Source organism: Pedobacter cryoconitis (assembly GCF_003259615.1).
Lineage (GTDB): Bacteria > Bacteroidota > Bacteroidia > Sphingobacteriales > Sphingobacteriaceae > Pedobacter > Pedobacter cryoconitis.
Genome location: NZ_QLLR01000041.1, coordinates 24,827 through 45,226 on the forward strand (window position 1 = coordinate 24,827; position 20,400 = coordinate 45,226).

A 20,400-nucleotide genomic window follows, 5' to 3' on the forward strand; every position below is an offset into this window, starting at 1 on the left:
ATGATAAATAAAATTTTAAAGCATTTTTTTGATCTAAAATAGCCAAATATCACAAAAATTAATGCGCTTAACTTATTTTAAGCCCTGATCAGATAACCTGCAATTTCATCCCCCCCCACTAAAAACTCAAATCTTCAGGCTGAACCCTGTTATTTCTAAATGGAAATCATTATTTTTGAGCGCTCCACAAGAAAATCATGATTAAAAGAGAAAAAATAAAAAGCCTGTTAGAAACGACTGATTTTAACAGAGAAGTGACCGTAATGGGTTGGGTAAGAACGTTCCGTAACAACCAGTTTATTGCCATCAATGATGGTTCCTGCATGGGAAATATCCAGATAGTTGTTGATTTTGAAAATACAGCGGAGGAATTATTGAAAAGGATCACCACAGGCGCAGCAATCGCTGTAACTGGACAATTGGTAGAATCTTTGGGTAAAGGTCAGCGTGTTGATGTAAAAGCAGCTTCTATTGAAATCCTTGGTGATAGTGATGCAGAAAAATTCCCTTTGCAGCCAAAAAAACATAGTCTTGAATTTTTAAGAGAAATTGCGCATCTGCGTTTCCGTACCAATACTTTTAATGCCGTTTTTAAAGTGCGTCATGCGCTGGCATTTGCGATACACCAATTCTATAATGAAAGAGGGTTCGTTTATATGCACACTCCTGTAATCACGGCTTCTGATGCTGAAGGCGCGGGAGAAATGTTTAAGGTAACTACGCTTGATTTTGATAAAACACCAAGAACTGAGGATGGAAAAGTAGATTTTTCAGAAGATTTCTTTGGCCGCGCTACGAACTTAACGGTATCTGGTCAGCTGGAAGGTGAATTAGCAGCGATGGCTTTTGGTCAGATCTATACCTTCGGCCCTACTTTCAGGGCAGAAAACTCAAATACAACACGTCACCTTGCAGAATTCTGGATGGTTGAACCAGAAATTGCTTTTGCTGATCTGGAAGATAACATGCAGCTTGCAGAAGATATGATGAAATATATCATCACTTATGCGCTTGATAACTGTAAAGAAGAGATTGAATTCTTAAATAACCGTTTATTAGAAGACGAAAAAACTAAACCTCAGCAAGAACGCAGTGAATTATCATTGATCGAAAAGCTGAATTTCTGTGTAAACAATGACTTTGTACGTTTAACGTATACGGAAGCGATTGCTATTCTGCGTTCTTCTAAGCCAAATCAGAAGAAACAGTTTAAATACCTGATCAATGAGTGGGGTGCTGATTTACAATCTGAGCATGAACGCTTTTTAGTAGAGAAACACTTTAAAAAACCTGTAATCTTAACCGATTACCCGGCAGATATTAAAGCTTTCTATATGCGTCAGAATGAGCCGGATGCTGAAGGCAGAAGAACAGTTGCCGCTATGGATGTTTTATTCCCTGGTATTGGCGAAATGATCGGTGGTGCACAGCGCGAAGAAAGAATGGATAAACTGACACAACGTATGGACGAAATGAATATTCCTCAGGAAGAGTTGTGGTGGTATTTAGACACCAGAAGATTCGGTTCTGCTCCTCATGCTGGTTTTGGATTAGGTTTTGAACGTTTAGTTTTGTTCGTTACCGGTATGACGAATATCAGAGACGTGATTGCTTTCCCTCGTTTCCCGAAAAATGCAGAGTTTTAAATGCTATAAATTATTTAAAAAAAGGATGTCAGAAACGACATCCTTTTTTTTTTGCGCATTATCATGGCTATTTCTTAGTTTTAGGCATAAATTTCAAATATGAAAGCAAAAATAATTTTACCATTAGCAGGATTGGCACTGCTGGCTGCTTGTCAGAACAAAGACAAAGGCAGTAGCGCAAATAAAGAAGCCAGGACAGAATTCTTTGATAAATCTGGTATGGATACCACAGTTACACCGGGAGATAATTTCTTCCAGTATGCCAATGGTAAATGGATGAAAAACACAGAGATCCCAAAGACAGAAACTGGCTGGGGTTCTTTTTATACGTTATATAATGATAATATAAAAAATCTCGAACAGATCCTTACTGAGGCTGCTAAAACAGAACACAGCAAAGGTAGTCTGGAACAGAAGGTAGGTGATTTCTACGCAAGCGGAATGGACACTGTGACTATTGAGAAATTAGGTTACACGCCATTGAAGCCATTACTTACCCAGATTGATGGATTGAAAGATTATAAGGAAGTGATCAATTTCATTGCCGATGGTTATAAAAATGGCAACGGAGATTTATTAGACTTCCATGTAGGGCCTGATGATAAAATAAGCAATAAAAATGCAGTTAACTTCGGTCAGTCTGGCATCACCTTACCAGAACGCAGTTATTACTTCAATAACGATGCTGAAACCAAAAAAATCAGAGCAGGTTTTCTGAATTACATCACACAGCTTTTTGTACTAACGGGTTCAAAAAAAGAAGATGCAGCAAAATCTGCTGACCATATTCTTAAGTTGGAAACCAGTCTTGCAAATTCACACTCTACTCCTGTTGAATTACGTGATATTCCGAAAAACTACAACAAGTATTACCTGGCCGATTTTCAGAAACTGACTCCGGACATCGACTGGAAATCTGTACTCGGTAAATTAGAGCTTAAAACTGACACGATCATCGTAGGTCAGCCAAAATACTACCAGGCGCTGAATAATTTATTAAAATCAGAGCCAATTGCAGTCTGGAAAGAAAAATTAAAGTTTGATGCGATCAACAATGCAACAAGCGCGCTGAGCAAAGATTTCCGTACCGCCAGATTTGATTTCTTCGGTAAAACTATACAAGGACTAAAAGAACCAAAAGAACGCTGGAAAGCTATTGTAAGCAGCACAGACGGAAATATTGGTGAATTGCTTGGACAATTGTATGTAAAGGAACATTTTACGCCAGAATCGAAGAAAAGAATGCTGGAGCTGGTAGATAACCTTCAAAAAGTTTACAAATCAAGAATTGAGAAACTGGACTGGATGACTCCGGCTACGAAACAAAAAGCACTGGAGAAATTAAATGCGTTCATTAAAAAGATCGGTTATCCTGATAAATGGAAAAAATATGATGACGTAGAGATCTCTAAAAACACCTATTTCGCAAACCTTCAGTCGGCTGATAAACATGCTTACAAAGAAATGATAGAAAAAATGGGCAAACCTGTAGACAAAACAGAATGGGGAATGACACCACCAACAGTAAACGCTTATTACAATCCATCTATTAATGAGATTGTTTTCCCTGCTGGAATTCTTCAGTTCCCTTTCTTTGATGTGAATGCGGATGACGCGATCAACTATGGTGCTATCGGTGCTGTTATTGGCCACGAAATGACACATGGTTTTGATGATCAGGGTAAACAATATGATAAAGATGGTAACCTTAAAGACTGGTGGACAGCAGCAGATGCGACCAAATTCAAAGAGAAGGCCAAAAAGGTCGTAGACTTGTACAATGGTTTTACGCTACTTGATAACCAGCATGTAAACGGGGAGCTGACTTTAGGCGAAAACCTGGCAGATATTGGTGGTTTAGCGATCGCTTACCAGGCATTCAAGTTAACGCCGTATGGCAAAAGCGATAAAAAGATTGATGGTTTCACTCCTGATCAGCGTTTCTTTTTGAGCTTTGCACAGGTTTGGCGTATTAAGAGCAGAGACGAGTCTATGCGTGTTCGTTTAAAAACTGATCCGCACTCTCCTGAAATGTTCAGAGTTAACGGCGCTGTTTACAGCCTGGAAGCTTTCTACAAGGCTTTTAATATACCGGCAACTGCAAAGATGTATGTTGCGCCTGCTAACCGTGTAGGTGTTTGGTAAACCATATATTTTGATAGTAAAAAGGGGATGTATCTGTAAAGGCACATCCCCTTTTTTAGTTATGATTAAATTAGTTGTTTGATTGCTGCGTATCTGTAAATGAGTTCGCATGTGCATAATCAATTGCAGTTACCCTGTAATCTGTAGGTGCAAAGCTGGAAGAAGTACTCAAAGCCATGCCCAGTTCAAATCTTAATGGATAAGGGGTATTTAACAAGCTTCCTTCCGGAATATAAGGGAAAGTCTCCATATAAGACTGCATCACGTTCGGCGCAATCCTCCTGTTGATATAAGCCCTGCTCAATTGATAAGTATGGCGTAAACCTGCAGCACCTAAAAGCTCAACCGCGCTCGCTACCGTTAAACGGTGATAGTTAAATACACGTACCTTTTTATCTTCTACCACTAATCCTTTCATCAAACTTGGATCTTGTGTAGCAACCCCTGTCGGGCAAGTATTACTGTTACATTCCAAAGCCTGGATACACCCTAAAGCAAACATCATCGCCCTGGCAGAATTACATAAATCTGCTCCTAATGCGATATTTTTCACTAAATCAAATCCTGAAGAGACTTTACCTGAAGCAATAATCTTAATGTGTTTCTTTAAATCGAAACCTGAAAGTACATCATATACAAAAGCAACCCCTTCTCTTAAAGGCATACCTACTGCGTTTGAAAACTCCTGTGGCGAAGCACCTGTACCACCTTCACCACCGTCAACGGTAATAAAATCTACATAAGTGCCTGTTTCTACCATCGCCTTGCAAATCGCAAAGAATTCACTTTTACGGCCAATACACAGTTTAAACCCAATTGGTTTTCCACCTGATAATTCTCTCAGTTTTTTCACAAAAGCAAGCAACTCTAAAGGCGTTGAAAACGCCGAGTGTGCTGGTGGGGAAATTACGTCAAACCCTTCTTTCACCAACCTGATCCTTGCAATTTCAGGCGTTACCTTTTTTGCGGGAAGGATACCACCATGACCCGGTTTAGCACCTTGTGAAAGTTTAATCTCAATCATTTTAACCTGCTCAGTTTTTGAACGCACACCAAAAGCATCATAGTTAAATGAGCCATCATCGTTACGGCAACCGAAATATCCGGTTCCGATCTGCCAGATTAAATCACCTTTTGGAGCGGCATGGTAATCACTGATCCCTCCTTCGCCGGTGTTATGCGCAAAATTGCCCATAAAAGCACCTCCGTTTAAAGAAAGGATAGCATTCTGGCTCAGGGAACCAAAACTCATGGCAGAAATATTTAATATACTCGCAGAATAAGGCTGTGCACAATCAGGGCCACCGACCAATACTCTTGGATCTTCATTCAGCTCATGGTGACTGATCGCTGCAATACTATGGCTTAACCATTCATATCCGTTTTCATAAACGTCAAGCTGTGTACCAAATGGAATAGTATCATTTTCTTTTTTCGCACGCTGATAAATCAACGAACGGTTTAATCTGCTGAAAGGTTTCCCATTCGTGTCACTTTCTACGAAATACTGGTATACTTTAGGGCGCAGATCTTCAGCAAGATACCTTAAGCGGCCTAAAACCGGGTAGTTTCGAACAATACTATGTTTTGGCTGGTAAAGGTCATAAATGCCCAATAAAATAATGGGACCTATAAAAATAAAGGCCCAATAAAACGGTGGCCAAGCCAGGCTAATCATCAAAGTTGCCGTGACTAAAAATGCGGCAATCGCAATAAATGCTTTTCTCATATTGTTGTAATTACTAAATCAGGGGCAATAGTACGAACATTTATCAACGACTCAACCAAATTATCTGTAAATTTACATATGTTAATCAAAATATACCCGGAAAATCCGAATCCGAAAGCGATTGAACAAGTGGTTGAAGTCCTCAAAAAGGGCGGTATTATCATATATCCCACTGATACCGTGTATGGATTAGGGTGCGACATCACCAACCAGAAGGCGATTGAGCGAATTTGTCAGATCAGGGGCATAAAACCCGAAAAAGCGAACTTTTCTTTTATCTGTTCTGACCTCAGACATATCTCTGATTTTGTCAAACCAATTGACACTACTGTTTTCAGATTGTTAAAGAAAGCCCTTCCCGGCCCTTTTACTTTCATCTTTAATGCGAACAACAACGTTCCGAAATTACTGAGCTCCAATAAGAAAACTGTGGGGATCAGGGTACCGGATAACAGCATTGCAAGAGCAATTGTTGAAATGTTAGGCAACCCGATTTTGTCAACGTCCATTAAGGATGATGATGAACTGGTAGAATATTCTACAGATCCTGAGCTGATCTATGAGAAATATGAAGCATTGGTTGATGCGGTAATTGATGGCGGCTATGGCGATAACGAAGCTTCTACAGTAGTAGATTGCACACAGGGCGACTTTGAAATTATCCGTCAGGGAAAAGGAATACTGGAAAACTATTTATAATCCGTTCACCAGTATTCGCTTTATAGATTGTCATTACTTGTTTAAAAAGCGTTTATGATGTAAATTTCGTCATAAACGCTTCAATATTCTCCTCCAGGTTACCTGCTGCAATCGACTTCACAAAGGCAGTACCGATAATCCCCCCGTTTGCATATTTACAGGCTTTATCAAAGGTTTCTTTACTGCTGATTCCAAATCCAATCATTGTTGGGTTATTCAGTTTCAGGTCTGCAATCCTTGAAAAATAAGCTTCTGTAGTATCTGACACTTGCAAATTCTGTCCTGTTGTTGCTGAAGAAGATAGTAAATAGATAAATCCATTGCTTAAGGAATCAATTTTATGGATACGCTCTACTGAAGTTTGTGGCGTAACTAAAAATATGTTACTCAGTCCATATTGCAGGAAAACATCTTTGTAGAATTCTTCATATTCTACCATCGGCAAATCAGGCACGATACAACCGTCCACCCCTACCTCAGCGCAGGCTTTACAAAAACGCTCTACACCATATTGTAATACCGGGTTCACATAACCCATCAGCAGCACCGGAATAGTGACTGTTTTGCGCAGTTCTTTCAACTGTTCAAACAATAGGTTTAAATCCATTCCCTGGTCTAATGATAGCTTACTGCTGGCTTGAATCACCGGGCCGTCTGCTACCGGATCTGAATATGGAAATCCTATTTCCAGCATATCGGCTCCTGCTTTTTCCAGTGCAGCTGCAATAGCAACCGTATCACCTAAACCCGGATAACCTGCTGTATAGTATATAGATAGTATGTTGTTCTTTTTCTCTTTGAATATTTTATTAATCCTGTTCATTTGATTTGTATGCTATAATATATATAAAGGACTATTAAAAACCGAAATGCTTCATGTAGGTATCCATGTCTTTATCTCCCCTGCCGGACAAACAAACCACGACATTCTGTCCACCTTTAAATTTCATTTTCTCTAAATGGGCCAGCGCATGTGCACTTTCAATAGCAGGAATAATTCCTTCCAGCTGGGTGCAAAGCAACCCCGCATCCAATGCTTCGTCATCTGTGATCGAAACATATTCTGCCCTGGTAGTTTTGAAAAGATGTGCATGTTGCGGACCTATTCCAGGATAGTCCAATCCCGCAGAAACGGAGTGTGGTTCTACCACCTGTCCATCTGCGGTTTGCATCAGGATACTTCTGCTACCATGCAATACACCTTCTTTACCCAAAAAGGTAGTTGCTGCCGAGAATCCCGTATCTACTCCTTTACCTCCTGCTTCAATGGCAATCAACCTTACATTTTCATCATTGATAAAATGATAGAACATACCCATTGCATTACTTCCACCGCCTACACAAGCCAGTACATAATCAGGCTGGTCATTTCCGGTCTGTTCTATCAATTGCTTTTTAGTTTCTTCAGAAATGATAGACTGAAAGATAGAGACCATATCCGGGTAAGGATGCGGGCCCACTACAGATCCTATAATATAATGTGTATCTACAGGATTGTTGATCCAGTCACGCATAGCTTCATTGGTGGCATCTTTCAGCGTTTTACTTCCTGATACTGCGGAAACTACTTTAGCACCCAGCATTTTCATCCTGGCTACATTGGGAGCCTGACGCTGAATATCAATCTCTCCCATATAAACAACGCATTCCAGACCACGCAATGCACATACTGTTGCTGTAGCCACGCCATGCTGCCCGGCACCAGTTTCAGCGATAATCCGCTTTTTACCTAATTTCTCAGCCAGTAAGATCTGGCCAATGGTATTGTTTATTTTATGCGCCCCGGTATGGTTCAGATCTTCTCTTTTAAGAAAGATATTCGCATTGTATTTTTCTGATAGCCGTTTTGCAAGGTAAAGCGGAGAAGGCCTGCCTACGTAATCTTTCAGCAGTGCATGAAACTCTTTCTGAAATTCTGCATCCCCAATAATTTTGAGGTAATTTTGTCTCAGTTCTTCTACATTCGGATAAAGCATTTCGGGAATATAAGCTCCTCCAAAATCTCCGTAATAACCTTTTTCATTTACAAAATAATTCATAGTCTTATCTTTTTATAAGTTGCAATAACAACTCTGTAATTTTAAATTTTATCAAGCGCCTGTTTAAAGGTACTTAACAACACGGTATCCTTTAATCCTGGTGAAAGTTCAAATTTGCTGTTGACATCTACTGCATATAACCTTTCGTCTTTGATCATTTCCAGTTCAGCAAGCTGATCAATTCCTATTCCACCGCTCAGGAAATAGGGTTTCTCTTTTTTATAATTTCCCAGGAGTTGCCAGCTAAAAGTTTTGCCTGAGCCCCCATGATCCGGAGTTTGTGTATCAAAAAGGAAGTAGTCTACAGCCGCCTGGTATTCATCCAAAGTATCAAAATCAAAGTTTTCATCAATTCCGAAAGCTTTGATTACTTCTGCATGTCCCTTCAGCACTTCGCAATAAGCTGCACTTTCCTGACCGTGTAACTGAACAGCTTTCAGGCGATAAGTTACGATCGCACTTTTCACAGTTTCCAATTCCTCGTTCACAAATACACCTGTAGCTTTTATAGTTGCAGGTATATTTTTAATCAGCGAAGGATCAAGGTCACCAATAAATCTTTTAGAACCGGGATAAAAGATAAAGCCAATATAGCCGGGCTGTAAAGCAACTACCTCTGCTACATTAGCTGGTATTTTCATTCCGCAGATTTTCAGTTTGTATTTCATCCGATTAAGTTTTGGAAACTTTTCAGGGCCATTCCACCAACCAGTGAAGATTCTGCTTCATAAAAACAATCTGCAAAAGATTGTTCTGGCTTGATGGTCTGAATTGCAATTGCCGCATTACATAACACTACATTATTTTGCGGATCAGTACCTGTGCCTTGTAATACACTGGTAAAGATATGAGCTGATGATTTGATCGTGTCACCGCCAACGATTTCATGTACATCAAATTCCTCAAAACCAAGATCACTCACTTTAACTAAAGCTTCTCCGTTTTTACTGAATGTTTTAAAATCACAAGTGAGCGACACTTCATCAAAGCCATCCACCGCATGTATAATAGTATAGTTTTTATCGGTATCCTGATACAAATAAGCATATAAGCGGGCAAGTTCAAGACTGAATACCCCTACAATCTGGTTTTTCGGCTGCGCCGGATTAACCATTGGCCCCAGCATATTGAAAAAGGTTTTAACACCTAAGTCCTTGCGAATAGGGGCTACAATTTTCATTGCAGGGTTGAATAATGGAGCGTGAATAAAACAAATTCCTGCCCGGTCCAGGCTTCTTTTCAATTCATCCTGATCTGCTGTGAAAGTATAACCCAGGTATTCCATTACATTTGAAGAACCGCAGCCTGAGGATACTCCGTAATTACCGTGTTTGGCTACTTTATACCCTGCTCCTGCTACTACAAAAGAAGCCAGCGTTGAAATATTAAAAGTGTCTTTTCCATCACCGCCGGTACCACAAAGATCGACAAGTTCGTAATTTGAAAGATCTACTTTTACACAAAGATCAAGCATTGCATCCCGGAATCCCTGCAGCTCTGCGACAGTTATATTACGCATCCCGAAGGCCGTAATAAACGCTGCAATCTGCGAAGTATTAAATTCCCCTGAGGCAATTGCTATCAAAATCCGCTGGGCTTCTTCCCTGCTAAAAGACTTGTTTTCGAATAAGTGGTTGAGTATTTTCTTCATGGGGGGTCAAAAAAAAGGGCTGCTTAAAAAGCAACCCTCAAAATATTGTATATAAAATAAAACGTACAAAATAGGGTTACACTACGCTATCGCGTTGTGCCACCACCAAATGTTAAGTCCGTTTGTTTGTATCATTGTAAAACAAATATGGAATTGTTTTTGGAAAAGAACAACTATTTGTTGAAATATTTTTTTGAGAAGACAAATTACTTATTTACAATTACATTCGCTTAGTAACAAAAACTATAATTTATAGGAGCAAACACAACTCCGGGTCAATTAACGGAAAGTCCGGAGGGTTATACTGCTGTTTAATGTGGTAAATGGTCTTTGAATCTTCCGTACACCCAGGTCCCCCCGATCGCACTGATCAGGGTAATACTGATAACGGTTGCGCCTGTGCCTATTTGTGCAAATAAAGGCCCCGGACAAGCACCTGTAATCGCCCAGCCAAATCCGAAAATGAGCCCTCCGTAAATCTGGCCTTTGTTGAAAGTTTTCGGTGTAAAGGTAATCGTTTCCCCATGAATCGTTTTGATATTAAACTTTTTAATGAGCCAGACAGAGAGCATCCCCACTGCGATTGCACTGCCAATTACGCCAAACATATGGAAAGATTGCAAGCGGAACATTTCCTGGATACGGAACCAGCTGATCACTTCGGCCTTGACGAAAACAACACCAAATGCAATCCCTACTATCAGATATTTTAGATTGTTCTTCATCATTAGCCGAGTAAAAGAATATATGGAAGGATATAGTTAGCCATGATAAAACCACCGGCCATAAAGCAGCAGGTAGCGACCAGAGAAGGCCATTGTAAGGTTGAAATGCCCATAATAGCGTGTCCGCTTGTACATCCGCCGGCATAGCGTGTGCCAAAACCAACCAAAAAACCACCACCAACCATCATGATAAGCCCGCGCAATGTGAAAAGTGATGACCAGTTGAAGAGTTGCGCAGGAACCATGGAATGATAATCTGTGATACCATAGCCTGATAATTCAGTTATCAATTTAGGGTTCAACAGGATATTTGAAGGATTCCAGAGTAAGGATGCTGCAATAAAACCACCTAAAAATATACCGGCGACAAAAAACAGGTTCCAGGCTTCTTTTTTCCAGTCGTATTGGAAGAAAGGGATTTTAGCCGGAATACAGGCTGCACAGATATGACGTAAAGAAGAACTGATGCCAAATGCTTTGTTACCGAGCAGCAACAATACAGGTACGGTCATTCCGATCAGCGGGCCGGCAACGTACCATGGCCACGGTTGCTTTATAAATTCAAGGATACTCATGTCTCTGGGTTATCGAGTTGGTAAGTTCCGTTATTTATTCGGCATTATAAAAAAAATGGCTGAAGGCTCTTGTTAAACAAGAACCTTCAGCCAGCTATGAAATAGTTAAAGCGATGGTTATTGCGCTACTTTAATTTCTACTCTACGGTTTAATTCTTTACCAGCTTCAGTGGTGTTATTGTCAATTGGTTTGGTTGCACCAAATCCTTTTACTGATAAGTTATTACCACTGACACCTGCATTCACTAAATAAGATTTTACTGAGTTTGCTCTGTCTACTGATAATGACATATTGTGCTCAGGCGTACCTTCAGCTGAAGAGTTTCCGTTCAGAACAAATTTAACTGAAGGATCTTTTTTCATTTCTTTAGCTGCATTATCCAAAATCTGGAAAGAAGCAGTTTTCAATACGTCAGAGTTAAATTCAAACTGAACATTAGAGAAATTGAAATCCGGTTTCTCTGGTACAGGAGTTTCTGCTTTTTCTTCTACAGGTGCTTTTTCAACTGGCTTTTCTACTGGTTTTTCAACTGCTACTGGCGGATTCGGCTTCGCAACAATTTTCTTCGTTTTACAAGCTTGAAGAGAAAATGCGAATAATCCGATACTGGCTAATAGTAAGTGTGTTTTTTGAAATCTCATTTTTGTGTTTGTTTCTTATTAAAGGTTAAAATTTGTGAATTGTAAACATAAATAAATTTCAATAGATAGGTAGTAAATTATTAATTGCGTTTTAAAAAATCCAGTATGAAGCCATAAAGCTGATTGCTGCCAAATACCATTTGCGAAATCATCCCTACGTGCTTCTTTTTAGGGATCACGTGTAATTCAGAAGATACGTGAGCATTTACAAGCAATTTATTCAGTCTTTCGGACTGGATTTGTATTGCGGGATAAGTTTTCGCACCGTAAAAGATCAGATGCGCATTTTTACTATTTTCAACATAGTGCAAAGGAGAACCTTTTTCCCATACTACAGGGTCTTTAGAAAAGGTTCGCAGAAAATCATAGTAACTGTTATCTTTTTCCGCATTGGTGATGTATTCTTTCATATCCAGACCAAAGGCATCATTCAAAATTACTCCTTTCACAGGATTGGTTATACCGGCCTGTTTAAAGTAAACCGGATCCACATTAATCAGCTCTGCAAGGTGTCCTCCGGCAGAATGCCCCATCAGAAAGATCCTTTCCGGGTTCCCTCCGTATTCATTCACATGTTCTTTTACCCATTTCACGGCTTGTGCACAATCTTCAGCCATGCGCTCAAACTTGTAAGCCGGCGACAGTCCGTAATTGATATTTACTGTCACGACCCCTTTACGGGCCAGGTTTCTTCCCAGCCACCAGTATATATCTTTTTTCCCACTGCTCCATGAACCCCCATGGATAAAAACTACGACATCTTTAGCCTTTGTTATATCTTTCTGATAAAAGACATCGAGTTGTCTGAACTTATCATTTACTGCAGTGTAATTAATATTCTTCTCTACTTTTACTTTAGCCGTTAAAGCGAAGAACTGTCCCAGAAAGGCAAATAACATCAGTAGCTTTTTTACGTGGGTCATTCCTTATTTAATTAAGGCATTCTTCTCTTTTGTAAAGTGATTAAACACCAGTTTATCGGCCAGTGCCGGAAACAGTTTATTGAGCCATACGGTTAATTTACCTTGCCCGGTCATGATCAGTGTACGTTTACGCGCAGCAATTCCATTCACTATATTCACTGCAACTTCTGCTGAGGACATCATTTTGCCTTCTTCCATACTGGTTTCTCCATGTGAGGTACCATCTTTTGCCAGTGCTGCCACCCGGATATTCGAAGTGGTAAAACCCGGACAAGCGACCATCACATGTACCCCGGTATGCAGAATCTCTGTTCTCAGTGCTTCCATAAATCCATTCATCGCGAATTTGGATGCTGAATAACCTGTTCTGCCGGGTAAACCACGATAGCCTGCAATAGAAGAAACGCCAATTATACTCCCTTTAGTCTTCAGGATTTCAGGTAATGCGTATTTAGTGCAGTAAACTGTACCCCAGAAATTGACATCCATCAGGTTTTTAAGGACTGATAAATCCAGTTCATTAAAGAGCGCACGCATGGATAAACCTGCGTTGTTCACTAGAATATCGACCTGATTAAAGGTTAACAGGGCTTGATTGATCAGTTCTTTACAGTCTGTTTCTTTGCTGACATCGGCTTGTACGGCCAGCGCTTTAATTCCATATCTTTTTTCCAGATCGGCAGTAACCTCGCATAAAGTCACAAATTGTCTGGCTGCCAATACCAGGTTTGCACCGCGTTTAGCAAATTCTTCCGCACATGATTTTCCTATACCTGATGAAGCACCGGTAATAATGACTACTTTATTCTTAAAATCCATCGTGATTTATTTGGTTATTGAATTGACATAGGGCACCCTGGTAACAATTGAGCGGCCTAAAGTGATTTCATCTGCATACTCCAGTTCACCGCCAAAAGCGATTCCCCGGGCAATAGTGGTAATTGGTATTTGAAAGTCTTTGAGTCTTTTGTAAAGATAAAAGAGCGTTGTATCTCCTTCCATGGTTGCGCTTAAGGCTAAAATAACTTCTTTAACGGGTGTTGTCGCAACACGCTGAACCAGAGAGTCAATAAACAGGTCGGATGGCCCGATTCCATCCATTGGAGAAATTAAACCGCCTAATACGTGGTAAACGCCAAAATATTGAGAGGTATTTTCTACAGCCATGACATCACGCGTGTCTTCTACCACACAAATTATTTCTTTTTCCCGTTTAGGGGAAGCGCAAATCCCGCAAATTGGCAGGTCTGATATATTATGACAGATGCTACAGTGCTTAATATCTTTTCTCAACCTGATGATGGAGTTTCCGAAAGTATCTACTTCCTCTTGTTCCTTGTTCAATAAGTGCAGTACCAAGCGCAATGCGGTCTTTTGTCCTACACCAGGTAGTTTAGAAAATTCGTTAACAGCGTCTTCGAGTAGCTTGGAAGAAAAATTCATCTTACAAATTTATATTTTTAGAAGATGATTTTCTTACATTTAGCTCCTAAAGTATAATTATATATGACTCCCGCCATACTTTTATCCTTTCTGTTAGGATATTTTGCCCTTTTAATAGGAGTAGCCTATTTCACCTCCAGGAACTCATCTGACAATGCCTCCTTTTTTATTGCGAACCGCAATTCAAAATGGTACCTGGTAGCTTTTGGAATGATTGGAACTGCCCTTTCCGGGGTAACTTTTATCTCTGTGCCCGGCGCAGTTGGCAAAGGTGAATTCGGATATTTCCAGTTTGTACTGGGGAACGCCGTAGGCTTTATCATTGTAGCCACCGTCCTTTTGCCCCTTTATTACCGGATGAACCTGATCTCCATTTATACGTACCTGGAAAAAAGATTAGGTGCTTACAGTTATAAAACCGGAGCAGTTATTTTCCTGATTTCCAGAACTATAGGATCTTCATTCAGGTTATATTTGGTGGCCATCGTATTACAAAAATTCATTTTTGATGCCTGGAATATCCCATTCTGGTTAACTATCGTACTATGTTTAGTATTAATCTGGGTTTACACGCATAAAGGCGGCCTTAAAACTATTATCATCACAGATACTTTGCAAACGGTGTTTCTATTGTTATCAGTTGTTCTCTCTATTATATTTATTGCAAAATCACTGCATCTGGATATAGCGGGAACTTTTGAAGCGGTAAAAAATAGCAGTTACTCCAAAATATTCTTCTGGGAAGATTTCCTGGGCAGCAAGTCTCACTTCCTGAAACAGTTTTTAGGAGGTATTTTTGTTACTGTAGCAATGGTAGGGCTGGATCAGGATTTGATGCAAAAGAACCTGAGCATGAAAAGTATTGGAGAAGCACAAAAAAACATGTTCACTTTTACAGGGGTATTTGTAGTAATGAATATCTTTTTTCTGAGTGTGGGCGCATTGTTATACCTGTATGCGGCAAAAAATGGCATAGCTGTTGCTGACTTAAAAACGCCGGATCATCTTTATCCTGAAATTGCTTTAAATCATTTAAATATCATTCCAGGGATTATTTTCATGCTGGGTTTAACGGCTGCGACTTTTGCGACTACGGATTCTGCACTGACTGCCCTTACGACTTCCTTTTGCATGGACTTCCTGCATTTTGATAAAAAAGAAGATCAGAACGACCCTAAACTGGTGACGCAGCGACACTGGGTACATATCGGGTTTTCGGTCGTTATGGTTGCTGTTATCCTGGTGTTTAAAGCGATTAATGATGATTCTGTGGTCAATTCGATATTTACCGCAGCAGGTTATACTTATGGCCCGCTGTTAGGTTTATTTGCTTTCGGGATGCTGACAAAGAAAGCAGTTGCAGATAAATTAGTACCTTATCTGTGTATTGCATCCCCTGTGTTGTGTTTTGTGATCAATACACACAGTATAAAATGGTTTGGCTATGCAATGAGCTTTGAGCTGATTGTGCTAAACGGTTTGATTACATTTTTACTACTTTGGGTTACCGGAAGAAATACGGCTGACCAAACTAAATTTTAAAATATAAATAAGCATAATAATGACGAGTGAAGAGAAAATAAGAAGCGCGTTTGAAAACAAAAACTGGCAGGAGATCAAAGTAACTGATTCGTGGCAGATCTTTAAAATAATGGCTGAATTTGTAGATGGCTTTGAGAAGCTGGCTAAAATCGGCCCCTGTGTATCAATTTTTGGTTCTGCAAGAACTGCTGAAACGAATAAATACTACCAAATGGCAGTGGATTGCGGTAAGTTACTGACAGATCGCGGTTATGGTGTAATTACAGGTGGTGGCCCTGGTATCATGGAAGCCGGTAATAAAGGTGCCCATACCAATGGCGGAAAATCTGTAGGATTGAATATTGACCTGCCTTTTGAGCAGTTCCACAATAAATATGTTGACCACAACAAATTACTGCAATTCGATTACTTCTTTGTAAGAAAAGTAATGTTCATGAAATACTCACAGGGATTTATCGTATTACCTGGTGGAATGGGAACAATGGATGAGTTGTTTGAAGCGATTACGTTAATCCAAACCGGTAAAATTGCCCGTTTCCCTATTGTATTGTTAGGTAAGGATTATTGGGGTGGATTAATCGACTGGATCAAAAACACGATGTTAGAGAAAGAGCATAATATCCATGCAGAAGATTTAAACCTGTTCAGATTAGCGGATACTGCTGAGGAAGCAACAGAACATATCTTCAGATTCTATGACAAATACGTTCTGAAACCTAATTTCTAGGCTGATATTTAGCAGGGGTTAGATATGACTAACCCCTCCTGATACAACTAATTTCATCGCATCGGCAGCATTCATTTTCAATTCTTTGATCTTATCTTTAGATACGACACAAACTTGTCCGGCAAAGGAGTAAGAGAAAGGAAAATAAACAACACAATCTCCGGGTAAGCCAATTGAAGACAGATCACTCTGTGTCATAAAACCAATTCTCTTAATATCTGCGGTCATTTCTACCAGAACAGGATGATTAAATTTCTTTTCATCCCCAACAAATGCTTCAGTAAGATCTTTAATGGAAGAATAAATAAAATTCAGTCCGGGTAACCTGTTCATCCAGCGGTTGAACCAGTTATACATTGGTTCGGTTACAAAATTGGTTACAAATATCCCTGCAGTCAGGATCAGCGCAATAACCAGCGCAAGCCCTAAGCCAGGAATATTCCTGCTTTCTCCTGTTCTTGGGTCAACTCCCAGGATATTATTGACATTCAGCCAGCTATCTACTGTAGTCACTGCCCATATCACAATGTAAATACTTAAAGCTATAGGCAATACAATCAATAACCCTTTAATCAGGTAATTTAACAGCGCCTTCCCAATCCTATTCATAACACAAAACTACTCATAAAAATAGATGCGTTTTACCCTTTGAGAGATATTTGTTAAAATCTCATAGGGAATAGTATCAATTTGCTTCGCTAAATCGTCAACCGTTAGCTCATTATTGAAAATAATGACTTCATCGCCGGTTTTAGCGTCAAGTCCGGTTACATCGAGCATACACATGTCCATGGCGATAGTACCGATTACAGGAGCAAATTTACCGTTCACGAGCATCTTCCCTACCCCATTGCCAAACGATCTGCGGTAGCCATCTGCATAACCTATTTTAACAGTTGCTGTAGTCCCCCCTTCAGGCAAAACTCCCCAGCGGCCATAACCGATAGTATCCTTCGGCCCCACTGTTTTAATTTGAGTGATCGTGGTTTTTAAAACCGCCACAGTACGGAGTCCGCTTTTATCTTCCAGCCCACTATCAAAGCCATATAAACCTATACCTATTCTGACCATGTCCAATTGTGCTTCCGGATGCCTGGTGATCGCCGAGGTATTGGAAATATGCTGTATAAAATCATAACCCAATCCTTTGTGCAGTGCTCCGCTAAGGTGCAGATAGGTTTTCAGCTGATAACCTGTAAATTCATCGTGCTGCGGGTCCTCACTTGCTGCAAGATGAGAAAATGCAGAAACTACTTTGAGCTTTTTGGTCTGGTTTAGCAGCGGCAATAATCCGGGCAGGTCTGGTTCCTCAAATCCTAGTCTGTGCATCCCGGTATCGATTTTAATATGCACTGGATAAGCGGTTTGCGTATCCGGTAAAAAAGCGATAAATGCTTTCAGAATATCAAGGTTATAAAGTTCAGGTTCCAGTTTATATTTCAAGATCGCCTCAAAAGCAAATGGCTCAGGGCTCATCACCATGATAGGTAAGGTAATTCCTGCCTTTCTTAATGCAATTCCTTCATCGGTATAGGCTACAGCAAGGTAATCTACTTTATGATATTGCAGTAAGTTGGCAATTTCGAAGCTTCCGCTGCCGTAAGAGAAGGCTTTTACCATCGCCATCACTTTCACGCCGGGTGCTAATTTTGCTTTATAGAATTTAAGGTTGCTGGCTAATGCGTTTAAATCAATCTCCATCACTGTTCCATGAACTTTTTGTGTCAGGAGTTTGCTGATCCGTTCAAATTCAAATTTCCTTGCTCCTTTAACCAGGATTGTTTCACTGTTAAAAGTTATTTCAGCAAATTTCCGGATGAATTCTTCGGTACTTTCATAGAAAGAAGTTGATAAGTCAAAAAGTGAGGCGGATTTACTGATATGTGGCCCAATACCGATCAGCCTGTTTACTTGTTTTTGTTTAAGTAAGGCTGCAATTTCAGTGTAGAGTTCCGGATCTGTTTTTCCGGTTTCTGGTAAGTCTGATAGAATCAGCGTTTTTAATGGATGCTGATTTTGTTGATTCAGAAAATCAAGGGCTATAGCCAATGAAGAAATGTCAGCGCTATAAGAATCATCAATGATGGAACATTGATTGATCCCATTTTTTAATTCCAGACGCATATTTACCGCCGTCAGACGCTCTAAACGAATATCAGCCTGCTCTGGAGTATATCCGAGAGCTAATAAAGCAGCCCAGCAGATAATTCCGTTTTCTACCGATGCCCGGTCCCCAAAAGGAAGCAAACATTCGATTTCTTCTTCTTTATAAAGTGCCTTGATATAGCTTTTGCCATTGATGGGTTCCACAAACAAGATGGACAAGTCTGCTTCAGTTTTTGTACTCCAGGAGAATTTTTTCTCACCTGGCAGTTCATCTGCAGCTATATTTCCGGTATAATCAGGGCTGTAAATAAAAAGTTTAACGTCTTTAAAGAGTTTTAGTTTCTCTTTTAGTTTTTCCTCTGAAGAGTTAAATCCTTCGGCATGGGCCTCCCCTATATTCGTCAGGATACCAATTGTTGGCTGTATAATTTCAGCAAGCTGCTGCATTTCTCCATTTTTAGAAATACCTGCTTCAAAGATTCCAAGCGTATGTTCTTTTTGAATTTGCCAGACAGAAAGTGGTACGCCCAACTGCGAGTTAAAGCTTTTTGGGCTCCTGACAATATGGAAGTCTGCTGACAGCAATTGATATAACCATTCTTTAACGATAGTTTTTCCGTTGCTACCTGTAATTGCGATTACTTCAAGCTCAAATGCGCTGCGATGATTTGCCGCGATAATTTGCAGGGCTGCCTGCACGTCGGCCACTAAAAGAAAATTAGCGTCAGGAAATTTCTCTTGATACCCGGTTTTGCTAACGACAAAGTTTTTAATGCCGTTGGCATAGGCTTCCGCAATAAATTCATGTCCGTCTCTGGCTGCTGAAAGGGCAAAGAACAAAGAGGTTTCCGGGCTGATCACCACACGGCTGTCTATAAGCAGGCTATTAATTAAAGCGGGATGATTTAATTCGAAGGATTTTATATTTAAAAGTTCAGCCAACTGCTGAATGGTATAGTTTATTTCACTCATTGATCCGAATACTAGAATGGGATAAAGTTAAACTTTTCTAAGAATCTGTTTGGCCTGGTTTATCGCTTATTTGTAGACAGGCTGTAATAATAATGCGGATATTTGCAGTATCAGCTATTTAAAACTGTAATTCGTATTGGAAAAAGAATATTCAAAACCCGCACTGGATAAAAGGACTGCTTTAGTTAAAGCAGAAAGTTACTGCGCCTATCAGGAGCGTGCACAACAGGAAGTCAGAAATAAGCTTTATGATTGGGGATTGAGGCATGATGAGGTCGAAGAAGTGATCACAGAACTTATCCTGAATAATTTTCTGAATGAGGAAAGGTTTGCAATGGCGTATGTGTCCGGCAAGTTCAATATCAAGAAATGGGGTAAGATTAAGATCAAACAAGGGCTTAAATTGAAAAAGATTCCGGAAAAAATGATTTTAAAAGCATTAAATGCTATTGATTATGATGATTATTTAAAAACTATTCTCGCTGCTGCTGAAAAAAAATCAGCAGTATTAATAGAGAAAGATGCCTATAAAAGGAAATACAAGCTGATTACTTACCTTATGGGGAAGGGCTTTGAAAATAATTTGATTTCTGAAGTACTGAAGGACAATAACTTAAGCTAATACCTGTTTTTTTTATTAAAAATAACTTGACAGTAATATAAAAGTCCTTATATTTGCAATCCCAAACGGAAACAAGGTATACAGTTTTAAGCCTTGCCAATGTGACGGAAACATCGGATGATGTTGATAAAACCAATGCGAAAGTAGCTCAGTTGGTAGAGCACGACCTTGCCAAGGTCGGGGTCGCGAGTTCGAATCTCGTCTTTCGCTCTAA

General features: G+C 39.9%; 19 protein-coding genes and 1 tRNA gene. 7 read left to right on the forward strand and 13 right to left on the reverse strand.

Translation table 11 applies throughout. From position 1 onward, the window contains the following. Positions 1-197 precede the first annotated feature (197 nt). Together asnS and LY11_RS24465 are read left to right on the forward strand one after the other, a co-directional pair. On the forward strand, positions 198-1,646 hold the full coding sequence (gene asnS / locus LY11_RS24460; RefSeq protein ID WP_111636226.1) for an asparagine--tRNA ligase: 1,449 nt from the start codon (positions 198-200) through the stop codon (positions 1,644-1,646). A 99-nt stretch (positions 1,647-1,745) separates the two neighbouring features. Then, positions 1,746-3,791, forward strand: a complete 2,046-nt coding sequence (locus LY11_RS24465) for a M13 family metallopeptidase (protein ID WP_111636227.1) — start codon at positions 1,746-1,748, stop codon at positions 3,789-3,791. Positions 3,792-3,861: 70 nt separating this feature from the next. On the opposite strand, the gene LY11_RS24470 is transcribed toward LY11_RS24465, so the two are convergent. Continuing rightward, positions 3,862-5,520, reverse strand: a complete 1,659-nt coding sequence (locus tag LY11_RS24470) for an FMN-binding glutamate synthase family protein (protein WP_111636228.1) — start codon at positions 5,518-5,520, stop codon at positions 3,862-3,864. A 78-nt stretch (positions 5,521-5,598) separates the two neighbouring features. Between LY11_RS24470 and LY11_RS24475 the strand changes: the two genes are divergently transcribed. Further along, on the forward strand, positions 5,599-6,219 hold the full coding sequence (locus LY11_RS24475) for an L-threonylcarbamoyladenylate synthase (RefSeq protein ID WP_068395532.1): 621 nt from the start codon (positions 5,599-5,601) through the stop codon (positions 6,217-6,219). A gap of 52 nt (positions 6,220-6,271) precedes the next feature. Here the strand turns inward: LY11_RS24475 and trpA are convergent, their stop codons facing one another. The 10 genes from trpA to recR form a co-directional block, all read right to left on the reverse strand. Next, positions 6,272-7,042 carry a tryptophan synthase subunit alpha gene (gene trpA / locus LY11_RS24480; protein ID WP_111636229.1) on the reverse strand — a complete coding sequence of 257 codons (771 nt, stop codon included), beginning with the start codon at positions 7,040-7,042 and terminating at the stop codon, positions 6,272-6,274. A 34-nt stretch (positions 7,043-7,076) separates the two neighbouring features. Then, the gene (trpB, locus tag LY11_RS24485; protein ID WP_111636230.1) at positions 7,077-8,258 is read right to left on the reverse strand and encodes a tryptophan synthase subunit beta; all 1,182 of its coding nucleotides are present in this window, start codon (positions 8,256-8,258) and stop codon (positions 7,077-7,079) included. A 41-nt stretch (positions 8,259-8,299) separates the two neighbouring features. Then, positions 8,300-8,926 carry a phosphoribosylanthranilate isomerase gene (locus LY11_RS24490; protein WP_111636231.1) on the reverse strand — a complete coding sequence of 209 codons (627 nt, stop codon included), beginning with the start codon at positions 8,924-8,926 and terminating at the stop codon, positions 8,300-8,302. Beyond that, the gene (gene trpD, locus LY11_RS24495) at positions 8,923-9,909 is read right to left on the reverse strand and encodes an anthranilate phosphoribosyltransferase (protein WP_111636232.1); all 987 of its coding nucleotides are present in this window, start codon (positions 9,907-9,909) and stop codon (positions 8,923-8,925) included. Before trpD ends, LY11_RS24490 begins: the two co-directional genes overlap by 4 nt. Positions 9,910-10,220: 311 nt before the next feature. Next, the gene (locus LY11_RS24500; protein ID WP_211321651.1) at positions 10,221-10,634 is read right to left on the reverse strand and encodes a DUF6691 family protein; all 414 of its coding nucleotides are present in this window, start codon (positions 10,632-10,634) and stop codon (positions 10,221-10,223) included. Positions 10,635-10,636: 2 nt separating this feature from the next. After that, the gene (locus tag LY11_RS24505; RefSeq protein ID WP_245952881.1) at positions 10,637-11,209 is read right to left on the reverse strand and encodes a YeeE/YedE family protein; all 573 of its coding nucleotides are present in this window, start codon (positions 11,207-11,209) and stop codon (positions 10,637-10,639) included. Between the two features lie 117 nt (positions 11,210-11,326). Next, a complete protein-coding gene (locus LY11_RS24510) occupies positions 11,327-11,851 on the reverse strand; it encodes an OmpA family protein (protein ID WP_111636234.1) in 525 nt (174 codons plus the stop codon). Between the two features lie 80 nt (positions 11,852-11,931). Further along, positions 11,932-12,774, reverse strand: coding sequence for an alpha/beta hydrolase (locus LY11_RS24515; protein WP_245952882.1), 843 nt, complete (start codon positions 12,772-12,774; stop codon positions 11,932-11,934). 3 nt (positions 12,775-12,777) lie between these two features. Next, positions 12,778-13,593, reverse strand: a complete 816-nt coding sequence (locus LY11_RS24520; RefSeq protein ID WP_111636235.1) for an SDR family oxidoreductase — start codon at positions 13,591-13,593, stop codon at positions 12,778-12,780. 6 nt (positions 13,594-13,599) lie between these two features. After that, entirely contained in the window at positions 13,600-14,217 is a 618-nt protein-coding gene (recR, locus tag LY11_RS24525) for a recombination mediator RecR (RefSeq protein ID WP_111636236.1), read from the reverse strand. A gap of 63 nt (positions 14,218-14,280) precedes the next feature. On the opposite strand from recR, the gene LY11_RS24530 reads away from it, so the two are divergent. Together LY11_RS24530 and LY11_RS24535 are read left to right on the forward strand one after the other, a co-directional pair. Further along, positions 14,281-15,759: a sodium:solute symporter gene (locus LY11_RS24530; protein WP_111636237.1), complete on the forward strand. Its 1,479-nt coding sequence runs from the start codon at positions 14,281-14,283 to the stop codon at positions 15,757-15,759. 19 nt (positions 15,760-15,778) lie between these two features. Next, a complete protein-coding gene (locus LY11_RS24535) occupies positions 15,779-16,486 on the forward strand; it encodes an LOG family protein (RefSeq protein ID WP_041884462.1) in 708 nt (235 codons plus the stop codon). Between the two features lie 18 nt (positions 16,487-16,504). Here LY11_RS24535 and LY11_RS24540 read toward each other — a convergent pair whose 3' ends face one another. Further along, positions 16,505-17,095 (reverse strand): DUF502 domain-containing protein, encoded by a 591-nt coding sequence (locus LY11_RS24540; RefSeq protein WP_111636238.1) that lies wholly within the window; start codon positions 17,093-17,095, stop codon positions 16,505-16,507. 9 nt (positions 17,096-17,104) lie between these two features. After that, a complete protein-coding gene (locus LY11_RS24545; RefSeq protein WP_111636239.1) occupies positions 17,105-19,564 on the reverse strand; it encodes a bifunctional UDP-N-acetylmuramoyl-tripeptide:D-alanyl-D-alanine ligase/alanine racemase in 2,460 nt (819 codons plus the stop codon). Between the two features lie 136 nt (positions 19,565-19,700). Here LY11_RS24545 and LY11_RS24550 point away from each other — a divergent pair, with 136 nt between their 5' ends. Then, on the forward strand, positions 19,701-20,186 hold the full coding sequence (locus LY11_RS24550) for a regulatory protein RecX (RefSeq protein ID WP_111636240.1): 486 nt from the start codon (positions 19,701-19,703) through the stop codon (positions 20,184-20,186). A 137-nt stretch (positions 20,187-20,323) separates the two neighbouring features. Continuing rightward, positions 20,324-20,396, forward strand: a tRNA-Gly gene (locus LY11_RS24555). Positions 20,397-20,400 lie beyond the last annotated feature (4 nt).